22 protein-coding genes are annotated in these 24,412 nt (G+C 72.7%); 9 read left to right on the forward strand and 13 right to left on the reverse strand.

All coding sequences use genetic code 11. The features are described 5' to 3' along the window. Positions 1-188: 188 nt before the first annotated feature. The gene (gene haaN, locus EAO73_RS29200) at positions 189-665 is read right to left on the reverse strand and encodes a cyclophane-containing RiPP N-acetyltransferase HaaN (protein ID WP_147974550.1); all 477 of its coding nucleotides are present in this window, start codon (positions 663-665) and stop codon (positions 189-191) included. 249 nt (positions 666-914) lie between these two features. Here haaN and EAO73_RS29205 point away from each other — a divergent pair, with 249 nt between their 5' ends. The 3 genes from EAO73_RS29205 (at position 915) to EAO73_RS29215 (ending at position 3,970) form a co-directional block, all read left to right on the forward strand. Then, positions 915-1,799, forward strand: coding sequence for an LppX_LprAFG lipoprotein (locus tag EAO73_RS29205; protein WP_147974551.1), 885 nt, complete (start codon positions 915-917; stop codon positions 1,797-1,799). Positions 1,800-1,889: 90 nt separating this feature from the next. Further along, positions 1,890-2,840, forward strand: coding sequence for an aminoglycoside phosphotransferase family protein (locus EAO73_RS29210; RefSeq protein ID WP_147974552.1), 951 nt, complete (start codon positions 1,890-1,892; stop codon positions 2,838-2,840). Positions 2,841-2,986: 146 nt separating this feature from the next. Continuing rightward, positions 2,987-3,970: an SDR family NAD(P)-dependent oxidoreductase gene (locus tag EAO73_RS29215; RefSeq protein ID WP_147974553.1), complete on the forward strand. Its 984-nt coding sequence runs from the start codon at positions 2,987-2,989 to the stop codon at positions 3,968-3,970. A gap of 50 nt (positions 3,971-4,020) precedes the next feature. On the opposite strand, the gene EAO73_RS29220 is transcribed toward EAO73_RS29215, so the two are convergent. From EAO73_RS29220 to EAO73_RS29230, 3 genes are all read right to left on the reverse strand, one after another. Then, complete coding sequence (locus EAO73_RS29220) at positions 4,021-4,614, reverse strand: sugar O-acetyltransferase (RefSeq protein ID WP_147974554.1); 594 nt, start codon at positions 4,612-4,614, stop codon at positions 4,021-4,023. Then, positions 4,607-5,926 (reverse strand): RNA polymerase sigma factor, encoded by a 1,320-nt coding sequence (locus EAO73_RS29225; RefSeq protein WP_147975365.1) that lies wholly within the window; start codon positions 5,924-5,926, stop codon positions 4,607-4,609. The genes EAO73_RS29220 and EAO73_RS29225 overlap by 8 nt, the downstream gene beginning before the upstream one ends. An 89-nt stretch (positions 5,927-6,015) precedes the next feature. After that, a complete protein-coding gene (locus EAO73_RS29230; RefSeq protein WP_147974555.1) occupies positions 6,016-6,717 on the reverse strand; it encodes a YciI family protein in 702 nt (233 codons plus the stop codon). Positions 6,718-6,940: 223 nt separating this feature from the next. Here EAO73_RS29230 and EAO73_RS29235 point away from each other — a divergent pair, with 223 nt between their 5' ends. Next, entirely contained in the window at positions 6,941-8,587 is a 1,647-nt protein-coding gene (locus EAO73_RS29235) for a cellulase family glycosylhydrolase (protein ID WP_147974556.1), read from the forward strand. Positions 8,588-8,638: 51 nt separating this feature from the next. Here the strand turns inward: EAO73_RS29235 and EAO73_RS29240 are convergent, their stop codons facing one another. Then, positions 8,639-9,241 (reverse strand): dihydrofolate reductase family protein, encoded by a 603-nt coding sequence (locus EAO73_RS29240; protein ID WP_147974557.1) that lies wholly within the window; start codon positions 9,239-9,241, stop codon positions 8,639-8,641. A gap of 103 nt (positions 9,242-9,344) precedes the next feature. Next, the gene (locus EAO73_RS29245; protein WP_147974558.1) at positions 9,345-9,983 is read right to left on the reverse strand and encodes a TetR family transcriptional regulator; all 639 of its coding nucleotides are present in this window, start codon (positions 9,981-9,983) and stop codon (positions 9,345-9,347) included. Positions 9,984-10,044: 61 nt separating this feature from the next. Here EAO73_RS29245 and EAO73_RS29250 point away from each other — a divergent pair, with 61 nt between their 5' ends. Both EAO73_RS29250 and EAO73_RS29255 read left to right on the forward strand, forming a co-directional pair. Further along, positions 10,045-10,980, forward strand: a complete 936-nt coding sequence (locus EAO73_RS29250) for an oxidoreductase (protein ID WP_147974559.1) — start codon at positions 10,045-10,047, stop codon at positions 10,978-10,980. A gap of 99 nt (positions 10,981-11,079) precedes the next feature. Continuing rightward, positions 11,080-12,972 (forward strand): serine/threonine-protein kinase, encoded by a 1,893-nt coding sequence (locus tag EAO73_RS29255; RefSeq protein WP_147974560.1) that lies wholly within the window; start codon positions 11,080-11,082, stop codon positions 12,970-12,972. A gap of 93 nt (positions 12,973-13,065) precedes the next feature. Here EAO73_RS29255 and EAO73_RS29260 read toward each other — a convergent pair whose 3' ends face one another. Beyond that, positions 13,066-13,641, reverse strand: a complete 576-nt coding sequence (locus tag EAO73_RS29260; protein ID WP_147974561.1) for a TetR/AcrR family transcriptional regulator — start codon at positions 13,639-13,641, stop codon at positions 13,066-13,068. Further along, the gene (locus EAO73_RS29265; RefSeq protein ID WP_147974562.1) at positions 13,638-15,140 is read right to left on the reverse strand and encodes an MFS transporter; all 1,503 of its coding nucleotides are present in this window, start codon (positions 15,138-15,140) and stop codon (positions 13,638-13,640) included. Before EAO73_RS29265 ends, EAO73_RS29260 begins: the two co-directional genes overlap by 4 nt. A gap of 204 nt (positions 15,141-15,344) precedes the next feature. Between EAO73_RS29265 and EAO73_RS29270 the strand changes: the two genes are divergently transcribed. Next, a complete protein-coding gene (locus EAO73_RS29270) occupies positions 15,345-15,647 on the forward strand; it encodes a hypothetical protein (RefSeq protein ID WP_026171862.1) in 303 nt (100 codons plus the stop codon). Between the two features lie 230 nt (positions 15,648-15,877). Here EAO73_RS29270 and EAO73_RS29275 read toward each other — a convergent pair whose 3' ends face one another. Then, entirely contained in the window at positions 15,878-17,227 is a 1,350-nt protein-coding gene (locus EAO73_RS29275; RefSeq protein WP_224756515.1) for a DUF445 domain-containing protein, read from the reverse strand. Between the two features lie 164 nt (positions 17,228-17,391). Here EAO73_RS29275 and EAO73_RS29280 point away from each other — a divergent pair, with 164 nt between their 5' ends. Continuing rightward, positions 17,392-18,642 (forward strand): SGNH/GDSL hydrolase family protein, encoded by a 1,251-nt coding sequence (locus tag EAO73_RS29280; protein ID WP_147974564.1) that lies wholly within the window; start codon positions 17,392-17,394, stop codon positions 18,640-18,642. Positions 18,643-18,656: 14 nt separating this feature from the next. On the opposite strand, the gene EAO73_RS29285 is transcribed toward EAO73_RS29280, so the two are convergent. From EAO73_RS29285 to EAO73_RS29300, 4 genes are read right to left on the reverse strand one after another with little or no spacing between them, the layout of a single operon-like run. Next, positions 18,657-19,313 (reverse strand): DUF1707 domain-containing protein, encoded by a 657-nt coding sequence (locus tag EAO73_RS29285; RefSeq protein WP_191134319.1) that lies wholly within the window; start codon positions 19,311-19,313, stop codon positions 18,657-18,659. Between the two features lie 48 nt (positions 19,314-19,361). Then, the gene (locus EAO73_RS29290; RefSeq protein ID WP_147974566.1) at positions 19,362-20,390 is read right to left on the reverse strand and encodes an ATP-binding cassette domain-containing protein; all 1,029 of its coding nucleotides are present in this window, start codon (positions 20,388-20,390) and stop codon (positions 19,362-19,364) included. 20 nt (positions 20,391-20,410) lie between these two features. Beyond that, on the reverse strand, positions 20,411-21,280 hold the full coding sequence (locus EAO73_RS29295; protein WP_147974567.1) for an ABC transporter permease: 870 nt from the start codon (positions 21,278-21,280) through the stop codon (positions 20,411-20,413). Beyond that, positions 21,273-22,073 (reverse strand): ABC transporter permease, encoded by an 801-nt coding sequence (locus EAO73_RS29300; protein ID WP_147974568.1) that lies wholly within the window; start codon positions 22,071-22,073, stop codon positions 21,273-21,275. The genes EAO73_RS29295 and EAO73_RS29300 overlap by 8 nt, the downstream gene beginning before the upstream one ends. A gap of 172 nt (positions 22,074-22,245) precedes the next feature. Between EAO73_RS29300 and EAO73_RS29305 the strand changes: the two genes are divergently transcribed. Beyond that, a partial coding sequence (locus EAO73_RS29305; protein ID WP_147975367.1) for a transglycosylase domain-containing protein occupies positions 22,246-24,412 on the forward strand: 2,167 nt, incomplete at its 3' end.

The raw sequence follows: 24,412 nt of genomic DNA on the forward strand, positions 1-24,412 counted from the left end.
CGGACTCCGGGGACGGCGACATGGCGGCCAGGCTACGCGGGCCCGGAAGCTCCTGACGTACACCGGTGCCCACGCCGGCGATGTCCGTGAGCTGCGCGCGGGAGTCGCCGATTCCCTGCGGGGAATGGGCCGAGGGCCGCCCCGCGGCCCGTCGGCGCCCCGCCTGCGGCCCCCCGCCTCCGCGCGCCTCACCCCTGCGTCGCCGCACCGATCCGGTACACGACCTTCCCCGCCACCTCCTCGAAGCCCAGGGACGCGTAGAACCGCCGGGCCCGCGGGTTGGACGTGTCCGCCATCCACTCCATCCGGCTGCACCCCGGACGGGCGATCGCGACAGCGCGGAGTTCTGCCATCAGGCGGGCGCCGACACCCCCTCGACGGGCCGACTCCCGGACGTACAGCTCCTTCAGGAACAGTGCGTGTGTCGTCCCCGTCGCCGGCCAGAGGAACGCGTAGGCGGCCATCCCCGCCAGGTCGCCGTCCCCGGAGTCCGCGACCAGCGCGTGGGCGAGCGGGGCGGCGCCGAACAACGCCGCCTCGGTCTGAGCACGGCGCTCCGCGAGAGGCTGGATCTCCGTGGCTCCGTAGAAGCGCTCGATCTCCTCGATCAGGTCCGCCAGCGCGGGGATGTCGTCCCGGTGTGCGGTACGGATGGTCACGGTCATCGGTGCGGGTCTCCTTCGGTTCGGGCGGCGGCCGGTCCCGGGCAGGCCCGACAGCGGGCCCGTCGGTGCCGCGGCTCGGCGGATTCCGGCGCCTGCCGACGCACGGTACGGCCTGCCGCCGGCCCGCATCGGCCTGGACGCCGCCTACTGCGGCTGTCGTAGAACAGCTGCTGATTCGCATGCGGGACCGCCTCCCGGGCACCGGGCGCATACCTGACGTAACGGTTTCGGTTTGGGGAGGCTGCCGCAATGGCGAATGTGAAGTCCCGTGGAGCGAAGGCGACCGCGTACGGAGTGGCCGGGCTGCTGGCCGCCGCCGCGCTGGCGGGGTGCGGGTCGGACAGCAAGGACGACTCCGGGGCCGCCGCGAAGCCGTCCGGGGAGACGGGCAAGTCACCCTCGCAGGTCGTGCAGGCGACCAACAGGAACACCACCGATGCCGGGTCGGCACGGGTGAAGATCACGACCTCGGTCAGCGCCGAGGGGCAGAGCCGGACCGTCACCGGCTCGGGGGTCATGGACTTCGAGGGCGGCGAGAGCAAGCTGACCATGGAGCAGTCGGGTCAGCGGCTGGAGCAGCGGGTCGTGGACGGGATGATCTACCAGAAGCCGCCGAAGGGGCAGGGCGGGCTGCCCGGCGGCAAGAGCTGGATGAAGATCGACATCGAGAAGCTGCGTACCTCCGGGGCCGCCGGGAACGGCCAGGTCAGCGATCCGACCGACTCCTTCGCGTACTCGCGGGCGCTGTCCGGGAAGGACGTGAAGAAGGTCGGTACGGAGAACCTGGGCGGTGTCGAGACGACGCACTACAAGGTCGGCCTGGACATCGACAAGCTCGCCAAGGGCGACGCGGCGCAGGCGAAGAAGCTGCGCGAACAGCTCGGTGAGACGGTGCCGGTGGACCTGTGGATCGACGGCAAGGGGCTGACCCGGCGCCAGCAGATCGAGATGACCGCGCAGCCCGCCGGCGGTGCCAAGGAGTCCGGTTCGGCGAACCAGGGCAAGGCCAAGGTCGTCATGGACTTCAGCGACTTCGGTACCGACGTGGATGTCGACACTCCCGCCGCCGGGGACACGGTCGATGTGACGGACAAGGTCGTCAAGCAGGCCGGCCGGCAACAGCAGCAGTCCTGAGCCATCGCGCCGGCGGTTCCGGCGCAGGGCCCCACCGCACCGAGCCCTCGGTGCGGTGGGGCCCTGCGCCGCCCCGCGTAAGGTGCCCGGATGATCGTGATTCCTGAGGAGTTCGCGCGGACCACCATCGCCCGCGAGGGGACCGCCGGGGCGGACTGGCTGCGGGAGTTGCCCCCGATCGTGGAGGAGCTGGCCGGGCGCTGGGGCTGCGCGCCCGACGGTGAGGTCATGTACGGGGGCGTGGGGATCATCGTCCCCGTACGGCGGGACGCGACGCCGCCCGCCGTGCTGAAGGTGTCCTTCCCGCACCCCGGCAACGACCACGAACCCGATGCCTTCGTCGCCTGGGGCGGGCTCGGGGCCGTATCGCTGTACGAGCGGGACGACGCGCGGTACGCGATGCTGCTGGAGCGGGCGCAGCCGGCGACGCTCGCCGAGGTGGCCGACGGGGACGACGTGGTGACCGTCGCCGCGCGGCTCGGGCGGCGGCTGGCCGTGCCCGCGCCGGACGGGCTTCCCCGGCTGAGCGACCGCGCCGGGGAGTGGGAGGACGCGCTGCGCAAGGACGCCGCCGAGCTGCCCCACGCCCTGCCGCGCCGGGTGCTGGACGCCGCCCACGCCACCGTGAGGGAGTTGGGGCGTGAGCAGCCGGACACGCTCGTGCACGGCGACCTGCACGGGCGGAACATCCTGCGGGCGGAGCGCGAACCATGGCTGGCCGTCGATCCCAAGGGGTACGCGGGCGATCCCGCGTACGACGCCGGCGCGTTGCTCAAGTCCCGTGCGTACGCCCTCGCGAAGGCGGGCGACGATCTGGGCCGGGCCGCTCACCGCATCGTGGACCTGTACGCGGACGCGGCCGAGCTCGACCGTGAACGCGTCCTGCGCTGGGCCCAGTTGCATGCCGTGCAGGCCGCGTTCTGGGCCCGACGGCACGGGTTCCGGGTCGCGCGGGGCGGGCCGGAACTGGAGTGGATCACCGCCTTCGCGGACCGGCTGGCGGAGCTGCTCACGGAGCGTCCGGGTTCCCGGCGGGGCTGACCGGCGCGCCTCCGGTCCAGGCCGCCACGCCGGTGCCGCCCCGTCCGTGGCGTACGCGTCCCAGCAGGCTCTGCCCGCCCGGCCGTCGCCGTGCGGCCCGCCTCGGGGCTTGATCTAGACCCCGCTCCAGCTCGTAGCTTTCCGGCATGAGCATCCGGACCAGCACCATGCAGCAACCCGTCAACTCGCCCTACTCCGCGGCATCCACCGCCCAGGACGTCATGGCCGGGGCCGACTTCTCCGGCAGGACCGCCGTCGTCACCGGTGGTTACTCCGGCCTCGGGCTGGAGACCGTGCGGGCCCTGGCCGCGGCCGGCGCCCGGGTCATCGTGCCCGCACGCCGGCCCGAGGCCGCCCGCAAGGCACTCGCCGGACTCCGGGGCGGGGCCTGCGAGATCGTCCCCATGGACCTCACCGACCTCGACAGCGTCCGCTCCGCCGCCGCGCACATCCGGGAGACGGCCGGCCGGCTCGACCTCCTCATGGCCGTCGCCGGGGTGATGCTCACCCCGGAGCGTCGCGTCGGGCCCGGCTGGGAGTACCAGCTCACCGCCAATCACTTCGGGCACTTCACCTTGGTGAGCGAGCTCTACCCGCTGCTGCGCGCCGCGCGGGGCGCCCGCGTCGTCGTCTACAGCTCCGGCGGCCACGGCATCAGCGACTTCCGCTGGCACGACCCGCACTTCCGTACCGGCTACGACCGCTGGCAGGCGTACGGGCAGGCCAAGACCGCCAACGTCCTGTTCGCCGTCCACCTGGACGCCCTCGGCCGCGGCGACGGAGTCCGGGCGTTCGCGCTCCACCCGGGCAGCATCATCACCGGCCTCCAACGGGAGCTGACGCACCGCGAGCTGGTCGATCTGGGCTGGGTGGACGAGCAGGGAACCGTGATCGGCAAGGGCTTCAAGTCCCCGTCGCAGGGCGCCGCCACCGGACTGTGGGCCGCGACTTCCCCGCTCCTCGCCGGCCGCGGCGGGCTCTACCTGGAGGATTGCGAGGTGGCCCGGGTCACCGAGGAGGACGCTCCGGAGGGCGACGGCTGGGTCCGCCGGTACGCCGTCGATCCGGCCTCGGCCGCACGGCTCTGGGAACTGTCCGTCGCGGCCACCGGGGCCGGACCGATCGGCTAGCGCCTGTCCGGCGGATCTACGCGGGCCCGCGTAGATCCGCCGGACAGGCCCTACGCGCGGGTGGCGAGGTCCGCGTCCGTGATGGGGCGGACCACCCGGCACGGCGTACCGAGCGCGACACTCATCGCGGGGATGTCGCGGCTGACCACGCTCCCCGCGCCGATGACCGAGCCGTAGCCGATACGGACGCCGGGCAGGACCACGACATTGCTGCCGATCCACACCTTGTCCTCGATCACGATCGGCTCCGAGAACCGGCCGAAGTCCGCCCGGCGAGCGGGGTGGAGCGGGTGTCCGGTCGTCGTCAGGGTCACGCTCGGAGCGATCATGACATCGTTGCCGATCCGGATGTCGACGTCGTCGACGAACGTCAGGTTCACGTTCCCGAAGAAGTCGTCGCCGATGTGGACGTTGCTGCCGAACGCCGCGTGGAACGGGGCCAGGAGCGCGGTGCGTTCGCCGACGGAGCCCAGGATGTCGACGAGGAGCTTCCGGCGTCGCTCCGTGTCGCCCGGGGGCGTGTGGTTGTACGCGAAGATCTCGTCCGCGCGGCGACGGTGGGCCAGGAACGCCGCCTCGGTCTCGGTGTAGACGCGCCCCTCGGCGATCCGGGCCCGTATCTCGTCGTGATCGGCGTCAGCCATCGTGCGGTGTTCCCTTCGTCGGGTGTGCCGGCTCGGTGAGCCGCAGAGCGTACTCCTGGGCGATCGCGGCGTTCGGGGCCGCCGCCCGCGCCGCCTCGTACATCGCCGCCGCCTCCCGCGTACGGCCGAGGCGCCGCAGCGCGTCCGCGCGGACGGCGGGCAGGGCGTGGTGGCCGGCCAGCTCCTTCGGCGTACCGAGTGCGTCGACGGCGTCGAGCTGCGCCTGCGGCCCGTCGCGCCGGCCGAGGGCGACGGCGCGGTTGAGGGCGACGACCGGGTTCGTACGCAGGGCGAGCAGGCGGTCGTACAGGGCCACGATCGCCGCCCAGTCGGTCGCGGCGGCGTCCGGGGCGAGGGCGTGCCGCGCGGCGATCGCGGCCTGGAGCGCGTAGGGACCGCGCGCCTCAAGCGGCCCGCGGGCGAGGGCCGCACCCCCGGCGCGGAGGGGCCCGGGGCCCGCCACGCCGGCCGCGAAGCCTCCCTCCAGGACCCCGGCCGGCGTCTCCCGGACCAGCTCCGCCCCCTCGGCGATCATCTCCCGGTCCCACCGCGACCGGTCCTGGTGCTCCAGGGTGACCAGGCCGCCGTCCTCGTCGAGCCGGGCGGCGCGGCGGGAGTGCTGGAACAGGAGCAGCGCCAGCAGGCCGCGCGCCTCCGGCTCGTCCGGGACCTCCGCCACGACGAGGCGGGCCAGGCGGACGGCCTCCTCGGCGAGCCGGTCGCGGGTGGTGCTGCCGTCGCTGGGCGCGTAGCCCTCCGTGAAGATCAGGTACAGCACGGCGAGGACCCCGCCCAGCCGCTGCGCGCGGGCGCCGGGCGGCGGGACGCGGTACGGGATGCCCGCCGCCGCGATCTTCCGCTTGGCGCGCAGGATGCGCTGCGAGACGGTGTCCTCGCCGACCAGGAACGCGCGGGCGATCTCGCGTGTGGTGAGCCCGCCGACCGCGCGCAGGGTGAGGGCCACCCGGGCTTCGAGCGGGAGCGCCGGGTGGCAGCAGGTGAAGATGAGCCGGAGGCGCTCGTCGCCGGGCGGGCCCGGTTCGTACGCCTCCTCCAGCGCCGCCGCCTCCGCGATCCTGTCGCGCTCCGTCGTACGCCGGCGCAGTACGTCGACGGCGCGGCGCCGGGCGGCGGTCACCAGCCACGCGCCCGGCCTGCGCGGAACCCCGTCGCGCTCCCAGGCCGGCAGCGCACGGGCGAACGCGTCCTGCGCGCAGTCCTCGGCCAGCTCCCAGTCGCCGGTGAGCCGCACGAGGGTGCCGAAGACGACGCCCCACTCGTCGCGGTACGCCGAGGCGAGTGCCGCCCGCACATCCGCCGGCGCGGTGCTCCCGGCGCGCGTCCCCGCCGGCCCGGTGCTCCCGGCAAGTGGCCCGCGTACGGCCTCCGGCTCCCCCTCACTCACCCCAGGTCACCCCAGAACTCCCGCAGTTCCACCGCACCCGACCGGGCCATCGGACACCGGCCCACATACTCCAGCGCCTGGTCCCGGTCGCCGTCGACGAAGACGATGCCCGTGACCCATTCCGCCACGTCCGCGTACCCCCCGTCCGTGATCAGGAGTTCGCCCCCGCGACGCCGTACGAGCGTCGCGTCCTCCACCGGGCTCAGGTGCTCGCCGCCGAGGTAGCGGCCGGACGCCAGGCCGTCGCGTACCCACGCGGCCACCGCGGCCGGGTCCGGGGTGTGCGGCGGCGCGGCCGGGTCCGTGCGCACGATCGCGAGGAAGCGGGAGGCGGGCGCGTCGCCCTCGTGCGGGACGTTGTCCGTGCCGGGGCCGTGGTCGACCGGTTCGACCGGGCGGATCTCGATGCGGCCGGCGGTCGCCATCGGGTGCGAGGCGGCGACCTCGATCGCCTCGTCGAGGTCGGCCGCCTCCAGGAGGTCGTAACCGGCGATCCACTCGGCCGTCTCGGCGAACGGGCCGTCGGTGACCAGGACATCGCCCCCGCGGACGCACACCGTGGCCGTCTCCCCGACCGGCTTGAGCGGCATCCCCTCCAGCCGGACGCCGCGCCCGTTCCACTTCTCGACCCACGCCTCCACGTCCTCCTCGGCGCGCTCCCCGGCGGGGTCCGTGGCGATGAACAACACGTACTTCATGACCGTTCTCCTTGCTGCCGTTCCGAACGTTTCATGAGGACGACGAACGGCGTCCGGCGAATCCGACAGCCCGACGAAAAAAGTTTCAGGACGGCCGCCACCAAGCCGGGCCGTCCGATCTCTTGACGTGCCCCTGACTGAATGGCTTCATGGATGCGCACCGGTGTGGGAGCGCTCCCACACCGGTGCGTCCGCCTCTCCTCCTCCCCCATCTGGAGCCGCAGTGAGTACAGCGAGACATACGGCGAAGCGCCCCGCCCCCGTCATCCTCACCGTCCTGGCCACCCTGCTCGCGTTCCTCGCCCTCGGCGGCCTCGCCCCCGCGCAGGCGGCCGCCGGCACCGGCCTGCACATCAGCGACGGCCGGCTGGTCGAGGGCAACGGCAACGACTTCATCATGCGCGGGGTCAACCACGCGCACACCTGGTACCCGGGCGAGACCCAGTCGCTGGCCGACATCAAGGCGACCGGCGCCAACACCGTCCGCGTCGTGCTGTCCGACGGCTATCGCTGGAGCAGGAACGGGCCGGACGACGTCGCCGCCGTCATCGCCCAGTGCAAGGCGAACCGGCTCATCTGCGTCCTGGAGGTGCACGACACCACCGGATACGGGGAGGACTCCGCCGCCGGCACGCTGGACCACGCGGCCGACTACTGGATCTCCCTGAAGGACGTCCTCGCCGGCCAGGAGGACTACGTCATCATCAACATCGGCAACGAGCCCTGGGGCAACACCGACCCGGCCGGCTGGACCGCCCCCACCACCGCCGCGATCAAGAAACTGCGCGCCGCCGGATTCGCGCACACGATCATGGTGGACGCCCCCAACTGGGGCCAGGACTGGCAGAACGTCATGCGGGACAACGCCCGGGCGGTCTACGACGCCGACTCCACCGGCAACCTGCTCTTCTCGATCCACATGTACAGCGTCTACAACACCGCCCAGAAGGTCACCGACTACCTCAACACCTTCGTGGACGCCGGACTGCCCCTGGTCATCGGCGAGTTCGGCGGGCCGGCCGACCAGTACGGGGACCCGGACGAGGACACCATGATGTCCGAGGCCCAGCGGCTCGGGCTCGGCTGGATCGCCTGGTCCTGGAGCGGCAACACCGACCCGATCCTCGACCTGACCATCGGCTTCGACCCGGCGCAGCTCAGCTCCTGGGGCGAGCGCATCTTCCACGGCGCCGACGGCATCGCCCAGACCTCCCACGAGGCCACGGTCTACGGCGGCGCGTCCGAGGACACCGAGGCCCCGACCGCCCCGGGCACACCCGCCGCCTCCGCCGTGACGGACACCTCGGCGAAGCTGACCTGGGCCGCCTCCTCCGACAACGTTGCCGTCGCCGGCTACGACGTCGTCCGCGTCAACGGCACCACGGAGACCACGGTCGCCTCGTCGGCCACCACGAGCGTCACCGTCACGGGCCTGAGCGCGGACACCGCGTATTCCTTCGCGGTCTACGCGCGGGACGCGGCCGGCAACCGCTCGGCGCGGTCGGCCGCCGTGAACGTCACCACGGACGAGGGCTCGACGACGCCCGCCGGCAGCTGCTCGGTCGGTTACAAGGTGGTCGGCCAGTGGCAGGGCGGCTTCCAGGGCGAGATCACGATCCGCAACACCGGCACCGCCGCCATCGACGGCTGGACGCTCGGTTTCGCCTTCGCCAACGGGCAGACGATCACCAACATGTGGGGCGGTACGCCCACGCAGACCGGCGGTTCGGTGAGCGTCGTGCCGGCCTCGTACACCGCCACGATCGCCCCGAACGGGACGGTGACCGTGGGCTTCACCGGCAGCCAGAGCGGTACGAACGCGGCGCCGGCCGCGTTCACGCTCAGCGGCGCGGCCTGCGCCGCCGCGTGACACGGAGCCGGCCGGTGGGGGCCGTACGCCCCGCCGGCCGGCGCCCGGTCGTCAGCCGGTGACGGCGGCGCGCTCGTACGTCAGATACACCACGCCGCTCCGCAGGAGCGCCTGGTGCATGAGTGACCAGGCGGCCGGCTCGAACACCGCCTTCCGTCCGAACAGCGGGATGCCCGCCCCGATCGTCGTCGGGCTCAGCTTGAGGATCAGGGTGTCGATCTCCCCGTAGAGGGACGCGGCCAGCTCGCCGCCGCCGACGAGCCAGATGTCCTTGCCGTCCTCCTGCTTCAACTCCCGTACGCGGGCCACCGGGTCGCCCGCCACCAGCTCCACGGCCGGGTCCGGGCTCTCGCCCAGGGTGCGGGAGAACACGAGGTGCCGCAGATGCGGGTAGGCGTCCGTGACGCCGGCGTCGAGGCCGATCTCGTACGAGCGCCTGCCCTCCAGGACCGTGTCGAAGCGGGTGCCCTCCGCCGTCACGCCGAGCGCGGCGCGCGCCGGGCCGGGCAGCGTCTCCGGGTACTCGGCGATCAGGTGCGCGAGGTAGTCCTCCGGGATGGGCCAGAAGCCGTCGGGGCCGGTGGGGTCGGAGCCGTCCGGTCCTGCGATGAAGCCGTCCAGGGTCGCGGCGATGAAGTACACGAGCTTGCGCACGTACGGCCTTTCGTCCGGGGAACGGCCGCTGCGTCGGGGCCGTCGGCCGTTCATGATCGAACAGACACCCCGGGCAGGCAACGGGAATACCAGCCTCCGGTGGCTAGACCGCGTCCTTCCCGGCCACCGCGTCCAGCGCCGGGGCGATCACCGCGAACGCGCGGTCGGTGAGGTCCGCCGGGGTGTCGGTGGAGCCGTCGGCGCTCCAGCGGTGCAGTACGGCGTCGAAGGCGTTCAGCGCCATGCCCGCCGCCAGCCCCGGGTAGAGATCGCTGTCGGCGTCGGTCCCCAGCCGCTCGGCCAGCTCCCGCGCGAGGTCCTCGCGCCACCGGGCCTGGCGTTCCAGGAAGCGCGCCAGCAGCGCGGGCGTACGCAGGATCAGGCGTACGACGCGCAGCGCACGGTCCCCATGGTCGGCGCACTCGCCGAGCGGGACCCAGACCGCGTGCCGCAGAGCGACGGACGGCGACTCGCCGGCGGGGCGGGCGGCCAGTTCGGCGCGGATGCCGGTGCCCATGTCGGCCAGGAACTGGACGACCACATCCTCCTTGGACGCGAAGTAGCGGAAGAACGTCCGCTTCGAGACGCCCGCCGCCGCCGCGATCTCGTCGACGGTGACCGCGTCGAAGCCCTTCAGGGCCAGCAACTGGAGTGCCGCTTCGGTCAGTTCGTCGGAGACCAGCCGGCGCTTGCGCTCGGCCAGGGACGTTCGGGGAGTGCTCACCTCCTCACGGTACTCCATGCCTTGCATGTCACTCAATGCCATCTTGACACTTGGTGTCACGAGAGGCAGCCTGTGCCGTATGACTCAGCAGGAACGCTGGACCTCCGAGCACATCCCGGACCAGACCGGGCGCGTCTTCGTCGTCACCGGGGCCAACAGCGGCCTCGGCCTGGCCACCACCCGGGCCCTCGCCCGCCGGGGCGGGCATGTGGTCCTCGCCGTGCGCGACGAGGCGAAGGGGCGCCGCGCGGCGGCGCAGCTGACCGCCGCACAGCCCGGCGCGCGGCTGGAGGTGCGCCGCCTCGACCTGGCCGACCTCGATTCCGTACGCGCCTTCGCCGAGAAGCTGCACGCCGACCACACCCGGCTGGACGTGCTCGTCAACAACGCCGGGGTGATGGCACCGTCCCGGACGCTGTCCCCGCAGGGCCACGAGGTGCAGTTCGCGACGAACCACCTCGGCCACTTCGCGCTCACCGGTCTGCTGCTCGGCCTCCTGACGGCGGGCGGCGATCCCCGCGTGGTCACCGTCAGCTCGCCCAACCACCGCAAGGCGCACCTGTACTTCGACGACCTCACGGGCGAGCGCCGGTACTCGCCGATGGGCTACTACAACCAGTCCAAGCTGGCCAACGCCGTCTTCGGCCACGAGCTGCACCGCCGGCTCACCGACGCCGGCAGCCCGGTCCGCAGCCTGCTGGCCCACCCCGGCTACACCGCCACCGGCCTCCAGTCGGACGGGCCCGTCGCCCCGGTGGCACTGCTCTTCGGCCGCGTGCTCAGGCCGCTCGCCCAGACCCCGGACCAGGGAGCGCTGCCGCAGCTGTACGCGGCGACCGAACCGGCCGCGCGGGGCGGCGAGTTCATCGGGCCGGACGGAAGGGGCGAGCTGCGCGGCGCACCGACCCGGGTCGCGCTGTCCGCCGGGGCGGCCGACGCCGCGACGGGGAGGCGGCTGTGGGAGGTCTCGGAGCAGGCGACGGGCGTGCGCTTCGGCCTCTCCCCGGCCCGCTGAACGTTACGGCTCCGGTAGGTCCTCAACGGTCCCCCGCCCCAGGGATTTGGATAAAGTGCCGTGTCTACAGCAGCGGCTCTTCGGGGGAGTTTCGAGTTCATGAGCGGTCAGCAGCCACGCAAGGGTGGCAACGCGCAGGTCTTCCAGCCCCTGGAGGGCGACGACCCGACCACCATCGCCGGCTACCGGCTGGCCGCCAAGCTCGGCGCGGGCGGCATGGGCAAGGTGTACCTGTCGTACACGCCCGGCGGCCGCCCCGTGGCCATCAAGGTGATCCGGCCCGAGTTCGGTGAGGACCCGGAGTTCCGGCGGCGGTTCGCGCAGGAGGTGCAGTCCGCACAGCGCGTGCAGGGGCTGTTCACCGCGCCCGTGATCGACGCCGACACCCAGGGCGCGCAGCCGTGGCTCGCCACCGCGTACGTGCCGGGGCCCTCGCTCGCCGACGCGGTCATGGAGCACGGCGCGCTGCCGGTCGAGGCGGTGCTGCTGCTGATCGCGGGCATGGCCGAGGCGCTGCACGTCATCCACGGGGCGGGCATCGTCCACCGCGACCTCAAGCCGTCCAACGTGCTGCTCGCGGCGGACGGGCCGCGTGTCATCGACTTCGGTATCGCGTACGCGGCCGACGCGACGTCGCTCACGGGCAGCGGGGTCACCATCGGCACCCCGTCGTTCATGGCGCCGGAGCAGGCCGCCGGGCGCCGGGTCACCGCCGCGACGGACATCTTCGCGCTGGGCCAGGTCGCGGCGTTCGCCTGCACCGGGTCGCCCGCGTTCGGCGAGGGCACCTCGCACGGGGTGCTCTACCGCATCGTGCACGAGGAGCCGGACCTCTCCGGTGTGCCGGAGCGGCTGATGGAGCTGGTCGGGCGCTGCCTGGCGAAGGACCCGCAGGAGCGGCCCTCGGTCGCCGAGGTGATCCAGCTGTGCCAGACCGCGAACGCGGAGACGGTGCTGCGGCGGCCGGAGGACTGGCTGCCGCAGCCGGTCGCCGCCGACATCACGGTCCGGGCCGCCGCGCCGGCCCCCGTACAGACGCCGCCGCCCCCGTCGGCCGCGCCGGCCACGCCGCCGGCCCCGGCAGCCCCGGCCGCCTATTCGCCCACGACGCCGGCGCCGAGCACCCCGCCGCCGGGGTACGGTCCGCCGGTCACCCCGGCGCCGGGGCAGGGGCCCGCGCCGGTGCAGGGGCCGTACGGCGCGCCCACCGCGCCTGCCGCGCAGACGCCCGCGTACGGGTACCCGGCCGCGCAGCAGCCCTCGTACGGTTACCCGGGTCCGGCGCCCGCGTACTCCGGGCCGGGCGCGCCGCAGTCGCACCTCACGCAGCCCACGCCGCAGGCCACCGCTCCGGAACCGCCCAAGCGGCGGCGGGGGCGGGTGGCCGCCCTGGCCATCGCCGCCGCGCTGCTGTTCGGCATCGCGGGCGGGGGCACCGCGTACTTCCTGCTCAAGGACGACGGCAAGGAGTCGCAGAGCGACACCACCGCCCAGGGCAAGAACTCGGCGTCCCCGAAGGCGAGTACGAAGCCCACCGGCGACCCCACCGCATCGGGTGACGACGGCGGCACGGAGGAGCCGGACGGCCAGAGCCCCGCCACCTCGGACCCGACGCCGGCCGACTACCCGGGCATCAACCTCACCCAGGGCTACCACCTCACCTTCGGGGACGAGGATGTGCGGCCGCAGGACGGCGAGGACGACGGGTACGAGCTGACGTACGACTCCGGCGGCTACATCGAGGCGGAGAGCGAGGGCGGCAAGCTCACGCTGCTCGACCCCGGGCAGGCCGGGTCGCTGGACGTGTGCCGCGCGGAGACGCGGTTCGCCACGTCCATCGAGACCAGCAAGCTGTCCAAGGGGCGGCAGGTCTGCGTGACCACGGGCACGGGGCACATGGCGCTGGTGACGTACCAGGGCCACTCGCCGGAGGACTCGCCGAGCGACTACATCACGCTCGATGTGACGGTCTGGCGGAACGCGATGCGGTAGCCGGCTCGCGCCGGCGGATTTCGGGCCCCTCCGGTTTCAAGCCCCTCCGGCGATTGAGGAGCGGGGGCCCGGGGGCAGCGCCCCCGAAACGCGTCACCCCGTGATCAGGCTTTGCAGCGCCGGCGCGTACAGGTCCGCGATGCGCTCCGGCGTCGCGGACGCCCCCGCCCCCTCGCGGTGGAGGCTCAGGGTCGCGCCGAGGCCCAGCAGGTGCCCCGCCAGGAGCTCCGCGCGCAGGGCTCGGTCCTCGCCGGGGAGGCGGGCGGTCAGCGCGTCGGTGACCTGTTCGTGGAAGCGGTCGCGGAGCAGGGAGCGTTCGTCCTGGTTGCCCAGGGAGAAGACGACGCGCAGCAGCGGGTCCGACTGGAGCGCGCGGCGCCGGGTGATCAACGTGACCACCATGTGCCGGCCGAGCACGTCGAGCGGCGCGTCGAACAACAGCGCGGCTGCGGGCCCGAAGTCGGCCACCGTGTTGAACAGTTCCTCCTTGCGGCCGAAGTGCTTGACGACCAGGGACGCGCTGACCCCCGCGTCCGCCGCGATCCCCCGGATCGTCACCTCGGCGTACGGCCGTTGCGTGAACGCCCGCCGGGCCGCCCGCAGGATCGCATCGCGGCCCGTGCCGCTGTCCGTGGCCGGGGTCGTCGCGATGGCCTGGCCGCCGGTCATGCGCCCTCCTGGATTCCCGCCGGCCGCGCACCCCCCGTCAGGGTGCCCGGCGCCTTGCGGCTCTCCTCGACCGTACCCGCCCCGGCGGGCCTGCCGCCCGGCAGCATGAGCGTGACCAGCAGGGCGAGCAGCGCGGCGCCCGCGGCGATCACGAAGACCAGCTGGTACGCGTGGAGCGTCGGCGCGGTCCTGCCGCCCGCCAGGAAGGTGATGTTGGCGAGCACGGCGGCCACCGTCGCGCTGCAGAACGCCTGTCCGATGGACCGCATGAGGGTGTTCAGCCCGTTGGCCGCCCCGGTCTCGCTGACGGGGACCCCGCGCATCACGAGGGCGGGGAGCGCCGAGTACGCGATGGCCGTGCCGGAGGCGACGACCGTGGCGCCCGCGATGATGAGCCACAGGCTGTGGCTGGTGAAGTACCGCACCCCGTAGCCCGCGGCGATGATCCCGGCCGCGAGCGCCAGGCTGACCTTGGGGCCGTGCTTGGCGGAGATCCGGGCGGAGACCGGGGACAGCGCCACCATGGCCACACCGCCCGGCAGCAGGCACAGACCGCTGACGACGAGCGAGGCGCCGAGCCCGTAGCCGGTGGCCTTCGGCTCCTGCACCATCTGGGCGGTGACCAGCGAGTTGGCGTAGAAGGCGAAGCCGATGAGCAGGGCGGCGATGTTGGTGAGGAGGACCGCCGGCCGGGCGGAGACCCTGAGGTCGACCATGGGCGTCGCGACGCGGAGCTCGTACGCCCCCCAGACCAGCGCCACCACGACGGCCGCCACCAGCAGTCCGAGCGTCCGGCCCGAGGTCCAGCCCCAGTCGCCGCCCTGTGTCACCGCGAGCAGCAGGCAGACCAGCGCACCCGACAGGCCGAGGGCGCCGAGCGCGTCGAAGCGGCCGCGGCTGCGCAGCGGGGACTCCGGTACGCAGGTCAGCACGAGCACGATGTCGATCAGGCCGATGGCGCCGGAGACCCAGAACATCGTGTGCCAGTCGAAGTTCTCCACGACCAGCGCGGCGATCGGCAGGCCGACGGCGGCGCCGATGCCGAGGGTCGAGCTCATCAGCGCGACGGCGGACAGCACGCGCTCGGGCGGCAGTTCGTCGCGCAGGATGCTGATGCCCAGCGGTACGACGGCGATGGCGGCGCCCTGGAGCGCGCGGCCCGTGATCAGCACCCCGATGTGGGAGCTCGCCCCGCACAGCACCGAACCCACCACGAGCACCGCGAGCGAGGCGACGAGCACCCGCCGTTTGCCGTACATGTCGCCGACCCGGCCGAGGACGGGCGTGAAGACCGCGCCGGTGAGCAGCGTGACGGTGACCAGCCAGCTCGCGGCGGCCGGGGTGGCGCCGGTCAGCTCGGGGATGTGCGGGAGCAGCGGGACGACGATCGTCTGCATGACCGCGACGACGACCCCGCAGAAGGCCAGCACCCCCACCGCGAAACGCGGGTGCGGGGCCTGGACCGCGGGGGCCGTGGGGGCAGGTATGTCTGCGGGCATGTCTCTCCGTTGCGGGCTCGTCCGGCAGGACAGGGGTGCACAAACGTTCACCTCCAGGGTAAACGCTTGTGCACCCCCTCGGCGACGGGAGGGCCGGAGCGCGAGTTAGCCTCGATCCGGGCGCCGGTGCGGCGCGAGGCGGCCGGCGCGTACGCGTGCGCCCGGCGCACACCCATGACGTGGACGAAGGCGGAGGTGGCTGCGATGGCGAAGGTGCCGGCGGCGGCGGTTGCGGCGGGCGGACTGGTCGGCGGTTACGCCGTCGCGCGATGGACCCGCAAGCGGCCGCTGGGCGGGGTCGCGCTCGCGGCGGCGGGCGGTGTCGCCGCGTACGAGTGGAACCGGCAGGCGGGCCCGCGCGCGGCCGTCGCACTGACCACCGCGTACGTGGCCGCGTTCGCGGGCTCGCACCCGCTGGCCAAGAAGGTCGGCGCCTGGCCCGCCGTCTTCACCGTGGCGGGCACGGTCGCCGCCGCGTCCTGGGCGGTCACCCGCCGGGCGTCCTGAGCCGGGGCGCCCTCCGGGCGCGGTGGTGGGGCGTACCTGGCCTGGGCGTGCCTCAGCCCGGCATCCCCGATGCCTGGCTCCCCTGACCCGGGCATCCCCGGGCCTGGCGTCCACGACCCCGCCCGCTTCTGGCGGGAGCGCGGGCGCCGCACGGGCACGGGCACGGGCGCCACGGCAGCCCGCACCCGAACGGCCGCCGGCCCCCTACCCGACCCCGCCCCGGGGCCCCCTCACCGCCACAGAGCCCACGACACCGTGTAGATCGCCAGGCCCGCCAGCGCACCCACCACCGTGCCGTTGATACGGATGAACTGCAGGTCGCGCCCGATGTGGGCCTCGATCTTCCGCGAGGTCTGGTCCGCGTCCCAGCCGGCCACCGTGTCACTGATCAGCGACGTGATCTCCGCCCGGTACGTCGTCACGACGTACACCGCCGCGTCCTCCAGCCAGCCCTCCAGCTTCGCCTGGAGCCGGTCGTCCGTGGCCAGGCGGGCGCCCAGCGACATCAGGGAGGCCCGCGCGCGCAGCCGCAGCTCGCTCTGCTCGTCCTCCGCCGCCGCGATCACCATCGCCCGCACCGACGCCCAGGCGGAGGCGATGACGTCCTGGACCTCGCCGCGCCCCAGGATCTCCGACTTCAGCCGCTCCACCCGGTCCCGGGTCTCCGAATCGGTCTGCAGGTCGGCCGCGAAGTCCCCCAGGAACGTGTCGATGGAGCCGCGCGCCGGGTGCCCCGGCATGTCGCGCATCTCGGTGACGAAGCGCAGCAGCTCCTTGTAGACCCGCTCCCCGACCCGCTTGTCGACGAACCGGGGCGTCCAGCCCGGCGCCCCGCCCTGCACCGCGTCCATCACCGAGTCGCCGTGCAGCACGAGCCAGTCGTGCGCGCGGGCGCAGACCAGGTCCACGAGCTTGCGGTGGCCGCCGTCCGCGACGACCTTCTCCAGCATCTTGCCGAGCCCGGGGCCGATCTCCACCGCGTTCGCCCGCCGGGTGATCGCCTCACCGACGACGGCCTGCACATCCGCGTCCCGCAGGACGGTGAGCGCCCCGCGCAGCGCGGTCGCCAGCTCGGCCGTCACCCGGTCCGCGTGGGCCGGCTCCGCGAGCCAGCCGCCGACCCGGCGGCCGATGCCCAGGGAGTGAATCCGGTCACGTACGACGTCCCCGGAGAGAAAGTTCTCGCCGACGAAGGAACCGAGGGAGGCCCCGAGCTGGTCCTTCTTGGTGGGAATGATGGCGGTGTGCGGAATCGGCAGACCGAGCGGACGCTTGAAGAGGGCCGTGACGGCGAACCAGTCGGCCAGCGCACCCACCATGCCCGCCTCGGCGGCCGCGGCGACGAAGCCCGGCCAGCCGCTCACCCCCTCGTGCTTCGCCCAGGTGGCGAGGACGTACACGAGCGCGACCAGCAGAAGGAGGCCGGTGGCCGTGGTCTTCATACGGCGTACGCCACGACGCTTCTCCTCGTCCGCAGCGGTGTACGCGAACGAGGCGAGGCCCGCGGGTCTCGCCCTCCCACCGGGCCCCGGGGGCAGTTCGCCCCGCTCGGTCCGCCCGGTCCCGTCGATCCGTTCCATCCGCTCCACCCGTCCGCGTACGCACGGCCCCCGGCGACCGCTACGCATTGTGCCTACCTGACCTACTCCCGGGCCGCACGCCGAGTTCCCCGTGCCCTGCCTCATCATGGGTAGCGGTCCGCTCCCCCCTTCTTTCCTCTTTTCCGCAAGGAGACACACCGCCCATGCCCAGGCGCCAGGGGTACGCCCTGCTCATAGCCCTAGTGGCGGGTACCGCCGCGCTCGCCGCAGCCGTGGCGTTCGCCGGTTCCCTGCTGTTCACCGGGGACCGGGCGACCGCCGCCGCCACCACCGTCCCGCAGGGCGTGGCCCGGACCCCGGCCGCCCCGGCGCACTCCTCCGGGCACTGGCTCGCCACCTGGGCGGCGGCCCCCGTCCTCGGGGTGGCCGACCCGGCGCAGGCGCAGGACCAGAGCCGGCGCGTCATCCGCAACGTCGTGCACACCAGCATCGGCGGCGCCGAGGCCCGGCTCACGCTGTCCAACCTGTTCGGCACGGCACCCCTGCTCATCGAGAACGTCACCGTGAACACCCGCCCGGTGACGTTCCGCGGGGCCTCATCCGTCACGGTCCCGCCCGGCCGGCAGACCGTCAGCGACGCCGTCGCCGTCCCGGTCGACGCCGACGCCGACCTTGTGGTCACCCTGCGCACCCCGACCGCCGACGGACCGGTCACCTCGCACCCCAACAGCCACCAGACCTCGTACACCGAGGACGGCCGGGGCACCTGGAGCACCACGCAGTGGCGCTACCTCACCGCCGTGGACGTACGCGGCGGCGCCACGGCGGCGACCGCGACACTCGTCGCGTTCGGCGACTCGCTCACGGCGGGCACCGGCTCCACCACCGACGCCAACACCCGCTGGCCCGACCTCCTCTCCGACCGGCTGCACGGCCGGTACGCGGTGGTCAACCAGGGCATCGGCGGCAACCGCCTGCTGCGCGACCGCATCGGCCCGCGCGCCAACGACCGCTTCGAGCGCGACGTCCTCGGCGTCTCCGGTGTGAAGACGGTCGTCATCGCGCTCGGCATCAACGACGTCCAGCTGATGCCGAGGGAGGCCGACCCCGAGCGGATCACCGGCGCCCTGCGCAGCCTCACCCAGCGGGCCCACGCACGCGGCCTGCGGGTCGTCGGCGCCACCCTCATGCCGTACCGGGGCGCGCGCAACTGGACGGCCGCGGGCGAACGCGTGCGAGAGCGCGTCAACGCGGAGATCCGGGCCGGCGGCATCTTCGACGAGGTCATCGACTCCGACCTGTCGATGCGCGACCCGGCCCAGCCGCAGCGCCTGCGCGCCGCGTACGACTCCGGCGACCACCTGCACCTGAACGACGCCGGCTACGCACGCGTGGCGGGACTGCTGGACGTCGACACGCTCCTCGGGACCAGGGCGACGACCGACGCGCTCTGAGAAGGAGCGACCGGCTACCGGTCGCCCTTCTCCAGCCGCCCGCGCTCGCGCTCCGCCTCCCGCAGCCGCTGCTTCTCCGCCTTGCTGCGCTTGTGCTCGACGCCGACGCCGCCCATCAGCGCGAATCCGGTGATCCGGACCCGGGGCGCGTCGGGCGCGGGGACCGACTCGTCCCTGGCGTTCTCCCCGAATCCGCCCATGATGCCGATGCCCCGGACCTCCACGTTGAGGTCCGGCGGGACCGTCACCTGGATGCCGCCCATGATCGTGATGCAGCGGATGACGGTCTCGCGGTCCTCGAAGTCCGCCTCGCGCAGGTCGATCTCGCCGCCGCCCCACATCGCGAACGCGGTGAAGACCCGGCCCACCGTCCAGTTGCCCCGGCGGCGGAACCCGCCCCAGAACGCGAAGGCCCCGCCCGACGTGGCCGGCTTGCCGATCCGCTCCGACCAGCGGGCCGCCGACCCCGACCGGCCCTGTACGGCCGGCGAGGCCGACGGGGAACCGGCGGCCGGCAGGTCACGGACGAGCGGTTCCAGCTCCCCGTGCGTACGGGCCTTGTACGCGCTGTCGAGGCGCTGGTCGAACTCCTCCATCTCCAGCCGGCCCTCGGCCACCGCCTCCCGCAGGATCTCGGCAACACGTTCACGCTCGGCGTCGGAGGCCCGCATCTCGGGGAGTTCGCTCGTCATACCGCGCAGCCTATTGAACGTGTCCCCTCACGTCACCGGCTCCCCCGGCCGCTCCCGCGCGTACATCCTGGCGATGACGGCCTCGATGTCCGGCTCCCGCACCGAGAGGTCCACCAGCGGGTACTCCGCGGCGATCCGCGCCACCAGCGGAGCCGCCGAGGCCGACGCCGGAAAGGCCAGCCACTGGCGCGGCCCCTCCACCTTCACCGTCCGCACGGACGGCTCCGACTCCAGTTGGATCGGCGGGAGTTCGCGCTCCAGGTCGACCACGAGCGTCCGCTCGCTCTCCCCCACCTCGTGCAGCCCGGACAGCGCACCGTCATACATCAGCCGCCCGTGGTCGATCACCATCACCCGGCTGCACAGCTGCTCGATGTCCGTGAGGTCATGGGTCGTCAGCAGCACCGTCGTCCCGCGCTCCGCGTTCAAGTCCCGCAGGAACTCACGCACCTTGGCCTTCGACACCACATCCAGGCCGATCGTCGGCTCGTCCAGGTAGAGCACCTCCGGGTCGTGCAGCAGCGCCGCCGCGATGTCCCCGCGCATCCGCTGCCCGAGCGACAACTGCCGTACGGGGACGTCCAGAAGATCACCCAGGTCGAGAAGTTCGACGCACTGGTCCAGATTCGCCCGGAAACGCGCGTCGGGCACCCGGTACATCCGGTGCATCAGCCGGTACGAGTCCCGCAGCGGCAGATCCCACCACAGCGTCGTGCGCTGCCCGAACACCACCCCGATCCGGTGCGCCAGCCGGGTCCGCTCCCGTGACGGGTCGATGCCCGCGACCCGCAGCGAACCGCCGCTCGGGGTGAGGATGCCCGTCAGCATCTTGATCGTCGTCGACTTCCCGGCCCCGTTCGGCCCGATGTAGCCGACCATCTCGCCGCGCTCCACCCGGAAGCTGATCCCGTCGACCGCCCGCACCTGGCGCCGCTCGCCGCGCAGGAAACCCGTCCTGCGGCGGACGTCGAAGACCTTCTCCAGCCCGTCCAGCTCGATGAAGGCCTCCCCGGCACCGGTATGCCCGCCCGTGGCCGATTCCGTGTCCGTACTCATGCCGCTTCCTCTCCCGTCCTTCAACTTCCCGTACTCCGGTACGCCCGCAGCCCCACCCGCCACGCGAGGCCCGCCCCGGCCGCGCAGACCGCGGCCACCACCGGCGGCAGGAACGCCACCCCGTCCGGCAGCCCCAGCGGCAGCTCCCGGCCGAGGATGTACAACGCCGGCAGCCAGTTCACGAAAGCCAGCGGCACCACGAACGTCACCCCGCGCACCAGGTCCTTCGCGAAGATCGTCGGCGGGTACTGGAGCAGCGTGTTGCCCCCGTACGTGAACGAGTTCTGCACCTGCGAGGCGTCCTGCGCGATGAACTGGAACGCCCCGCCCGCCACGAACACCGCCCCGAAGATCACCGCACCGCTCAGCAGCATCAGCGGCAGCAGGACCGCCTTCGCCACGGTCCACTCGATGTCCACGACCACCAGCCCGTAGCCGAGCACCAGCAGCCCCTGGGTGATCCGCCCCAGCCTGCGCAGCGCGAAGCGGTCGGCCGCCACCTGCGCCAGGACCGGGACCGGCCGCACCAGCAGCGTGTCCAGAGTGCCGTCGCGCACCCGGCGGCCCAGCCGGTCCATCGACCCCATCAGCAGATCCGCCAGACCGAACGCCGTACCCGACGCCCCGTACAGCAGTGCGATCTCCGGGAGCGTGTAGCCGCCCAACGCGTCGACGTGCGCAAACATCAGCATGATCGCCACGAAGTCGAACGCCGTCGCCGCGAAGTTCCCCACCGCCGTCATCAGGAACGACGCCGGATACGCCATCGTCGAGCGCAGCCACATGCCGACGATCAGCCCGTACGCCCGGAACCCCTCGACGAACCCCGGCCGCGGCGCGAACACCGCCCCGGGCGCCTCCGCCACCGGCACCTCCACCGCCTCAGCCACCCTGGACCACCACCCTCCGCGTCGCCACCGACTGCACCATCCGCCCCACGAGCAGCAACACCGCGGCCCAGGACGCCTGGAACACGTACACCCGCACCAGACCCCAGCCCGTGTGCTTGCCCAGGAACACATCCGCCGGCACCTGGAGCATCGCCGACCACGGCAGCAGCCGCGCCACCTCGCCCAACAGCCCCGGAAACAGCGTCAGCGGCAGCAGCATGCCGGAGAAGAACAGCCCCGCCAGGAAGGAGATCTGCGCCGCCCCCGCCCCGTCCATCAGCCAGAAGGCGGACAGCGCCACCAGATAGCGGATCGCGAAACTCACCACCACACCCAGCGCCACCGACACCAGGAACCCCAGCCACGGCCAGGGCGACCCCGGCAGCGCCAGATCGAAGGCGAGCGCCCCGCACACCATCGGCACGATCCCGCGCCCCAGCAGATGAAAGGCCGCACGCCCCAAGTCCTGTGCCAGCCACCACATCTGCAGGTCCACCGGCCGGTAGAGGTCGACCGCGATGTCGCCCGTGCGGATGCGCTCGATCAGCTCGTCCTCGAAACCGCCGCCCATCATCACGCACGTCATCAGCAACGCCTGGCCCAGCCACACGAACGTGAGCGCCTCGGGCATGTCGTAACCGCCCAGCCGGGGCCGCTCGTCCCACAACGCCACAAAGGTGTAAGCCAGGATGAAACCGAAGACGGTGTTGGTGAACACCCCCGCCGCCGTCTCGATCCGATAGGTGGCATAGCGGCGGAAACCGCCCGCCGCCACCACCGCGTAGACCCGCACAGCAACCGCCTCCCCGTCAACGGGTGCCGCACCGCGCGTGGACACCAAAGCGCAGAACCCTAGTCCAGCCGCGGCAGCCGCCGCGACCGCTTTTCGGCAGTTGTTCCGAGGGTTATGAGACAGAAAAGGGCACTATGGGGGAACTGACCGCGGCCGAGGAGTCTGCACCGACATGAGCGACGAGCCACAGCAGCAGAACGGGGACACCGACCCCCCGGGCTGGGCCCCCAGGGACCTGCCTGCCGACGCCGCCGCCCCGGAACCGGCCCCCGACCGCGAGACCCCGAAGGCCGCCGACGGCACCGGCGCGAAGAAGCCCGGCAAGACCAAACGGCCCAAGCGCACCGGCTGGCGACGGCTGATCCCCACCTGGCGCATGGTCCTCGGCGGCATCCTGCTCCTCGCCCTGATCCTGATCGGCGGCTTCTTCGCCGGCTACCAGCTCGTCGACATCCCCCCGGCCAACGCCAGCGCCACCGCCCAGTCCAACGTCTACCTCTACGCCGACGGCACCGTCATCGCCCGCGACGGCGACGTCAACCGCGAGAACATCAAGCTCGCCCAGGTCCCCCGCACCGTCCAGCACACGGTCCTCGCCGCCGAGGACCGCGACTTCTACTCCGAACGCGCCGTCGACATCAAGGCGATGTTCCGGGCCGGCTGGAACACCCTCACCGGCAAGGGCAAACAAGGCGGCTCGACCATCACCCAGCAGTACGTCAAGAACTACTACCTGGGCCAGGAACAGACCGTCGTCCGCAAGATCAAGGAATTCTTCATCTCGATCAAGCTCAACCGCGAACAGTCCAAGGACCAGATCCTGGAGGGCTACCTCAACACCAGCTACTTCGGCCGCAACGCCTACGGCATCCAGGCCGCCGCCCAGGCCTACTACGGCAAGGACATCGGCGACGTCACCACCGCCGAAGGCGCCTACCTCGCCTCCCTGCTCAACGCCCCCAGCGCCTACGACGTCATCGCCCACCCCGAGAACAAACCCGCCGCCCTCGCCCGCTGGAACTACGTACTCGACGGCATGGTCAAGGAGAAGTGGCTCGACCCCGCACAGCGCGACGCGATGACCTTCCCCGTACCCGGCCCCGTCAAGCCCGCCAACAGCCTCTCCGGACAGCGCGGCTACATCGTCAAAGCCGTCGAGGACTACCTCACCGACAACGACATCCTCGACGAGAAGACCCTCGCCACCCGCGGCTACCGCATCACCACCACCCTCCAGAAGAAGAAGCAGGACGCCCTCGTCGAAGCCGTCGACGACACCGTCATGTCCAAGACCGACGACGACCGCGCGGCCGACCGCAACGTCCGCGTAGGCGGCGCCTCCATCAACCCCGCCGACGGCCACGTCGTCGCCCTCTACGGCGGCATCGACTACACCCGCCAGTACGTCAACAACGCCACCCGCCGCGACTACCAGGTCGGCTCGACCTTCAAACCGTTCGTCTTCACCTCCGCCGTCGCCAACGGCTCCACCACCCAGGACGGCCGCCGCATCACCCCCAGCACCATCTACGACGGCACCAACAAACGCATGGTCGAAGGCCCCGACGGCCCCACCGGCTACGACCCCGCCAACGAGGACGACCGCAGCTACGGCCCCATCACCGTGCGCACCGCCACCGACAAGTCCGTCAACGCCGTCTACGCCCAGATGGCCGAGGACGTCGGCCCCGAGAAGGTCCGCCAGACCGCCGTCTCCCTCGGCATCCCCAAGGACACCTCCGACCTCACCCCCACCCCCTCCATCGCACTCGGCGTCGCCACCGCCAGCGTCCTCGACATGACCGAGGCCTACGCGACCCTCGCCGCCCACGGCAGACACGGCGCCCACGTCCTCGTCAGCAAGGTCACCAAGGACGGCGAGAACGTCACCCTCCCCGGCCGCACGGTCAAACAGGCCGTCAGCCGCGAAGCCGCCGACACCACCACCTCCATCCTCCGCAGCGTCGTCGACGGCGGCACCGGAACCGCCGCCCAGGGCGCCGGACGCCCCGCCGCCGGAAAGACCGGCACCGCCGAGGAGGACAAGGCCGCCTGGTTCGCCGGCTACACCCCCGACCTCGCCACCGTCATCGCCGTCATGGGCCAGAACCCCGACACCGGCGCCCAGAAACCCCTCTACGGCGCACTCGGACTCCCCCGCATCAACGGCGGCGGCGCCCCCGCCGAAACCTGGGCCAAGTACACCGGGACCGCCCTGCGGGGCACCCCCGTCCAGGACTTCGACCTCGACATCGAGGAGGGCACCGACGACACCGCGCTGCCCACCGAGGAGGACACCGCCCCCGGCGACACCGGCCGCCGCACCCCCACGGACAGCC

This window comes from Streptomyces sp. col6, from assembly GCF_008042035.1.
Classification (GTDB): Bacteria; Actinomycetota; Actinomycetes; order Streptomycetales; family Streptomycetaceae; genus Streptomyces.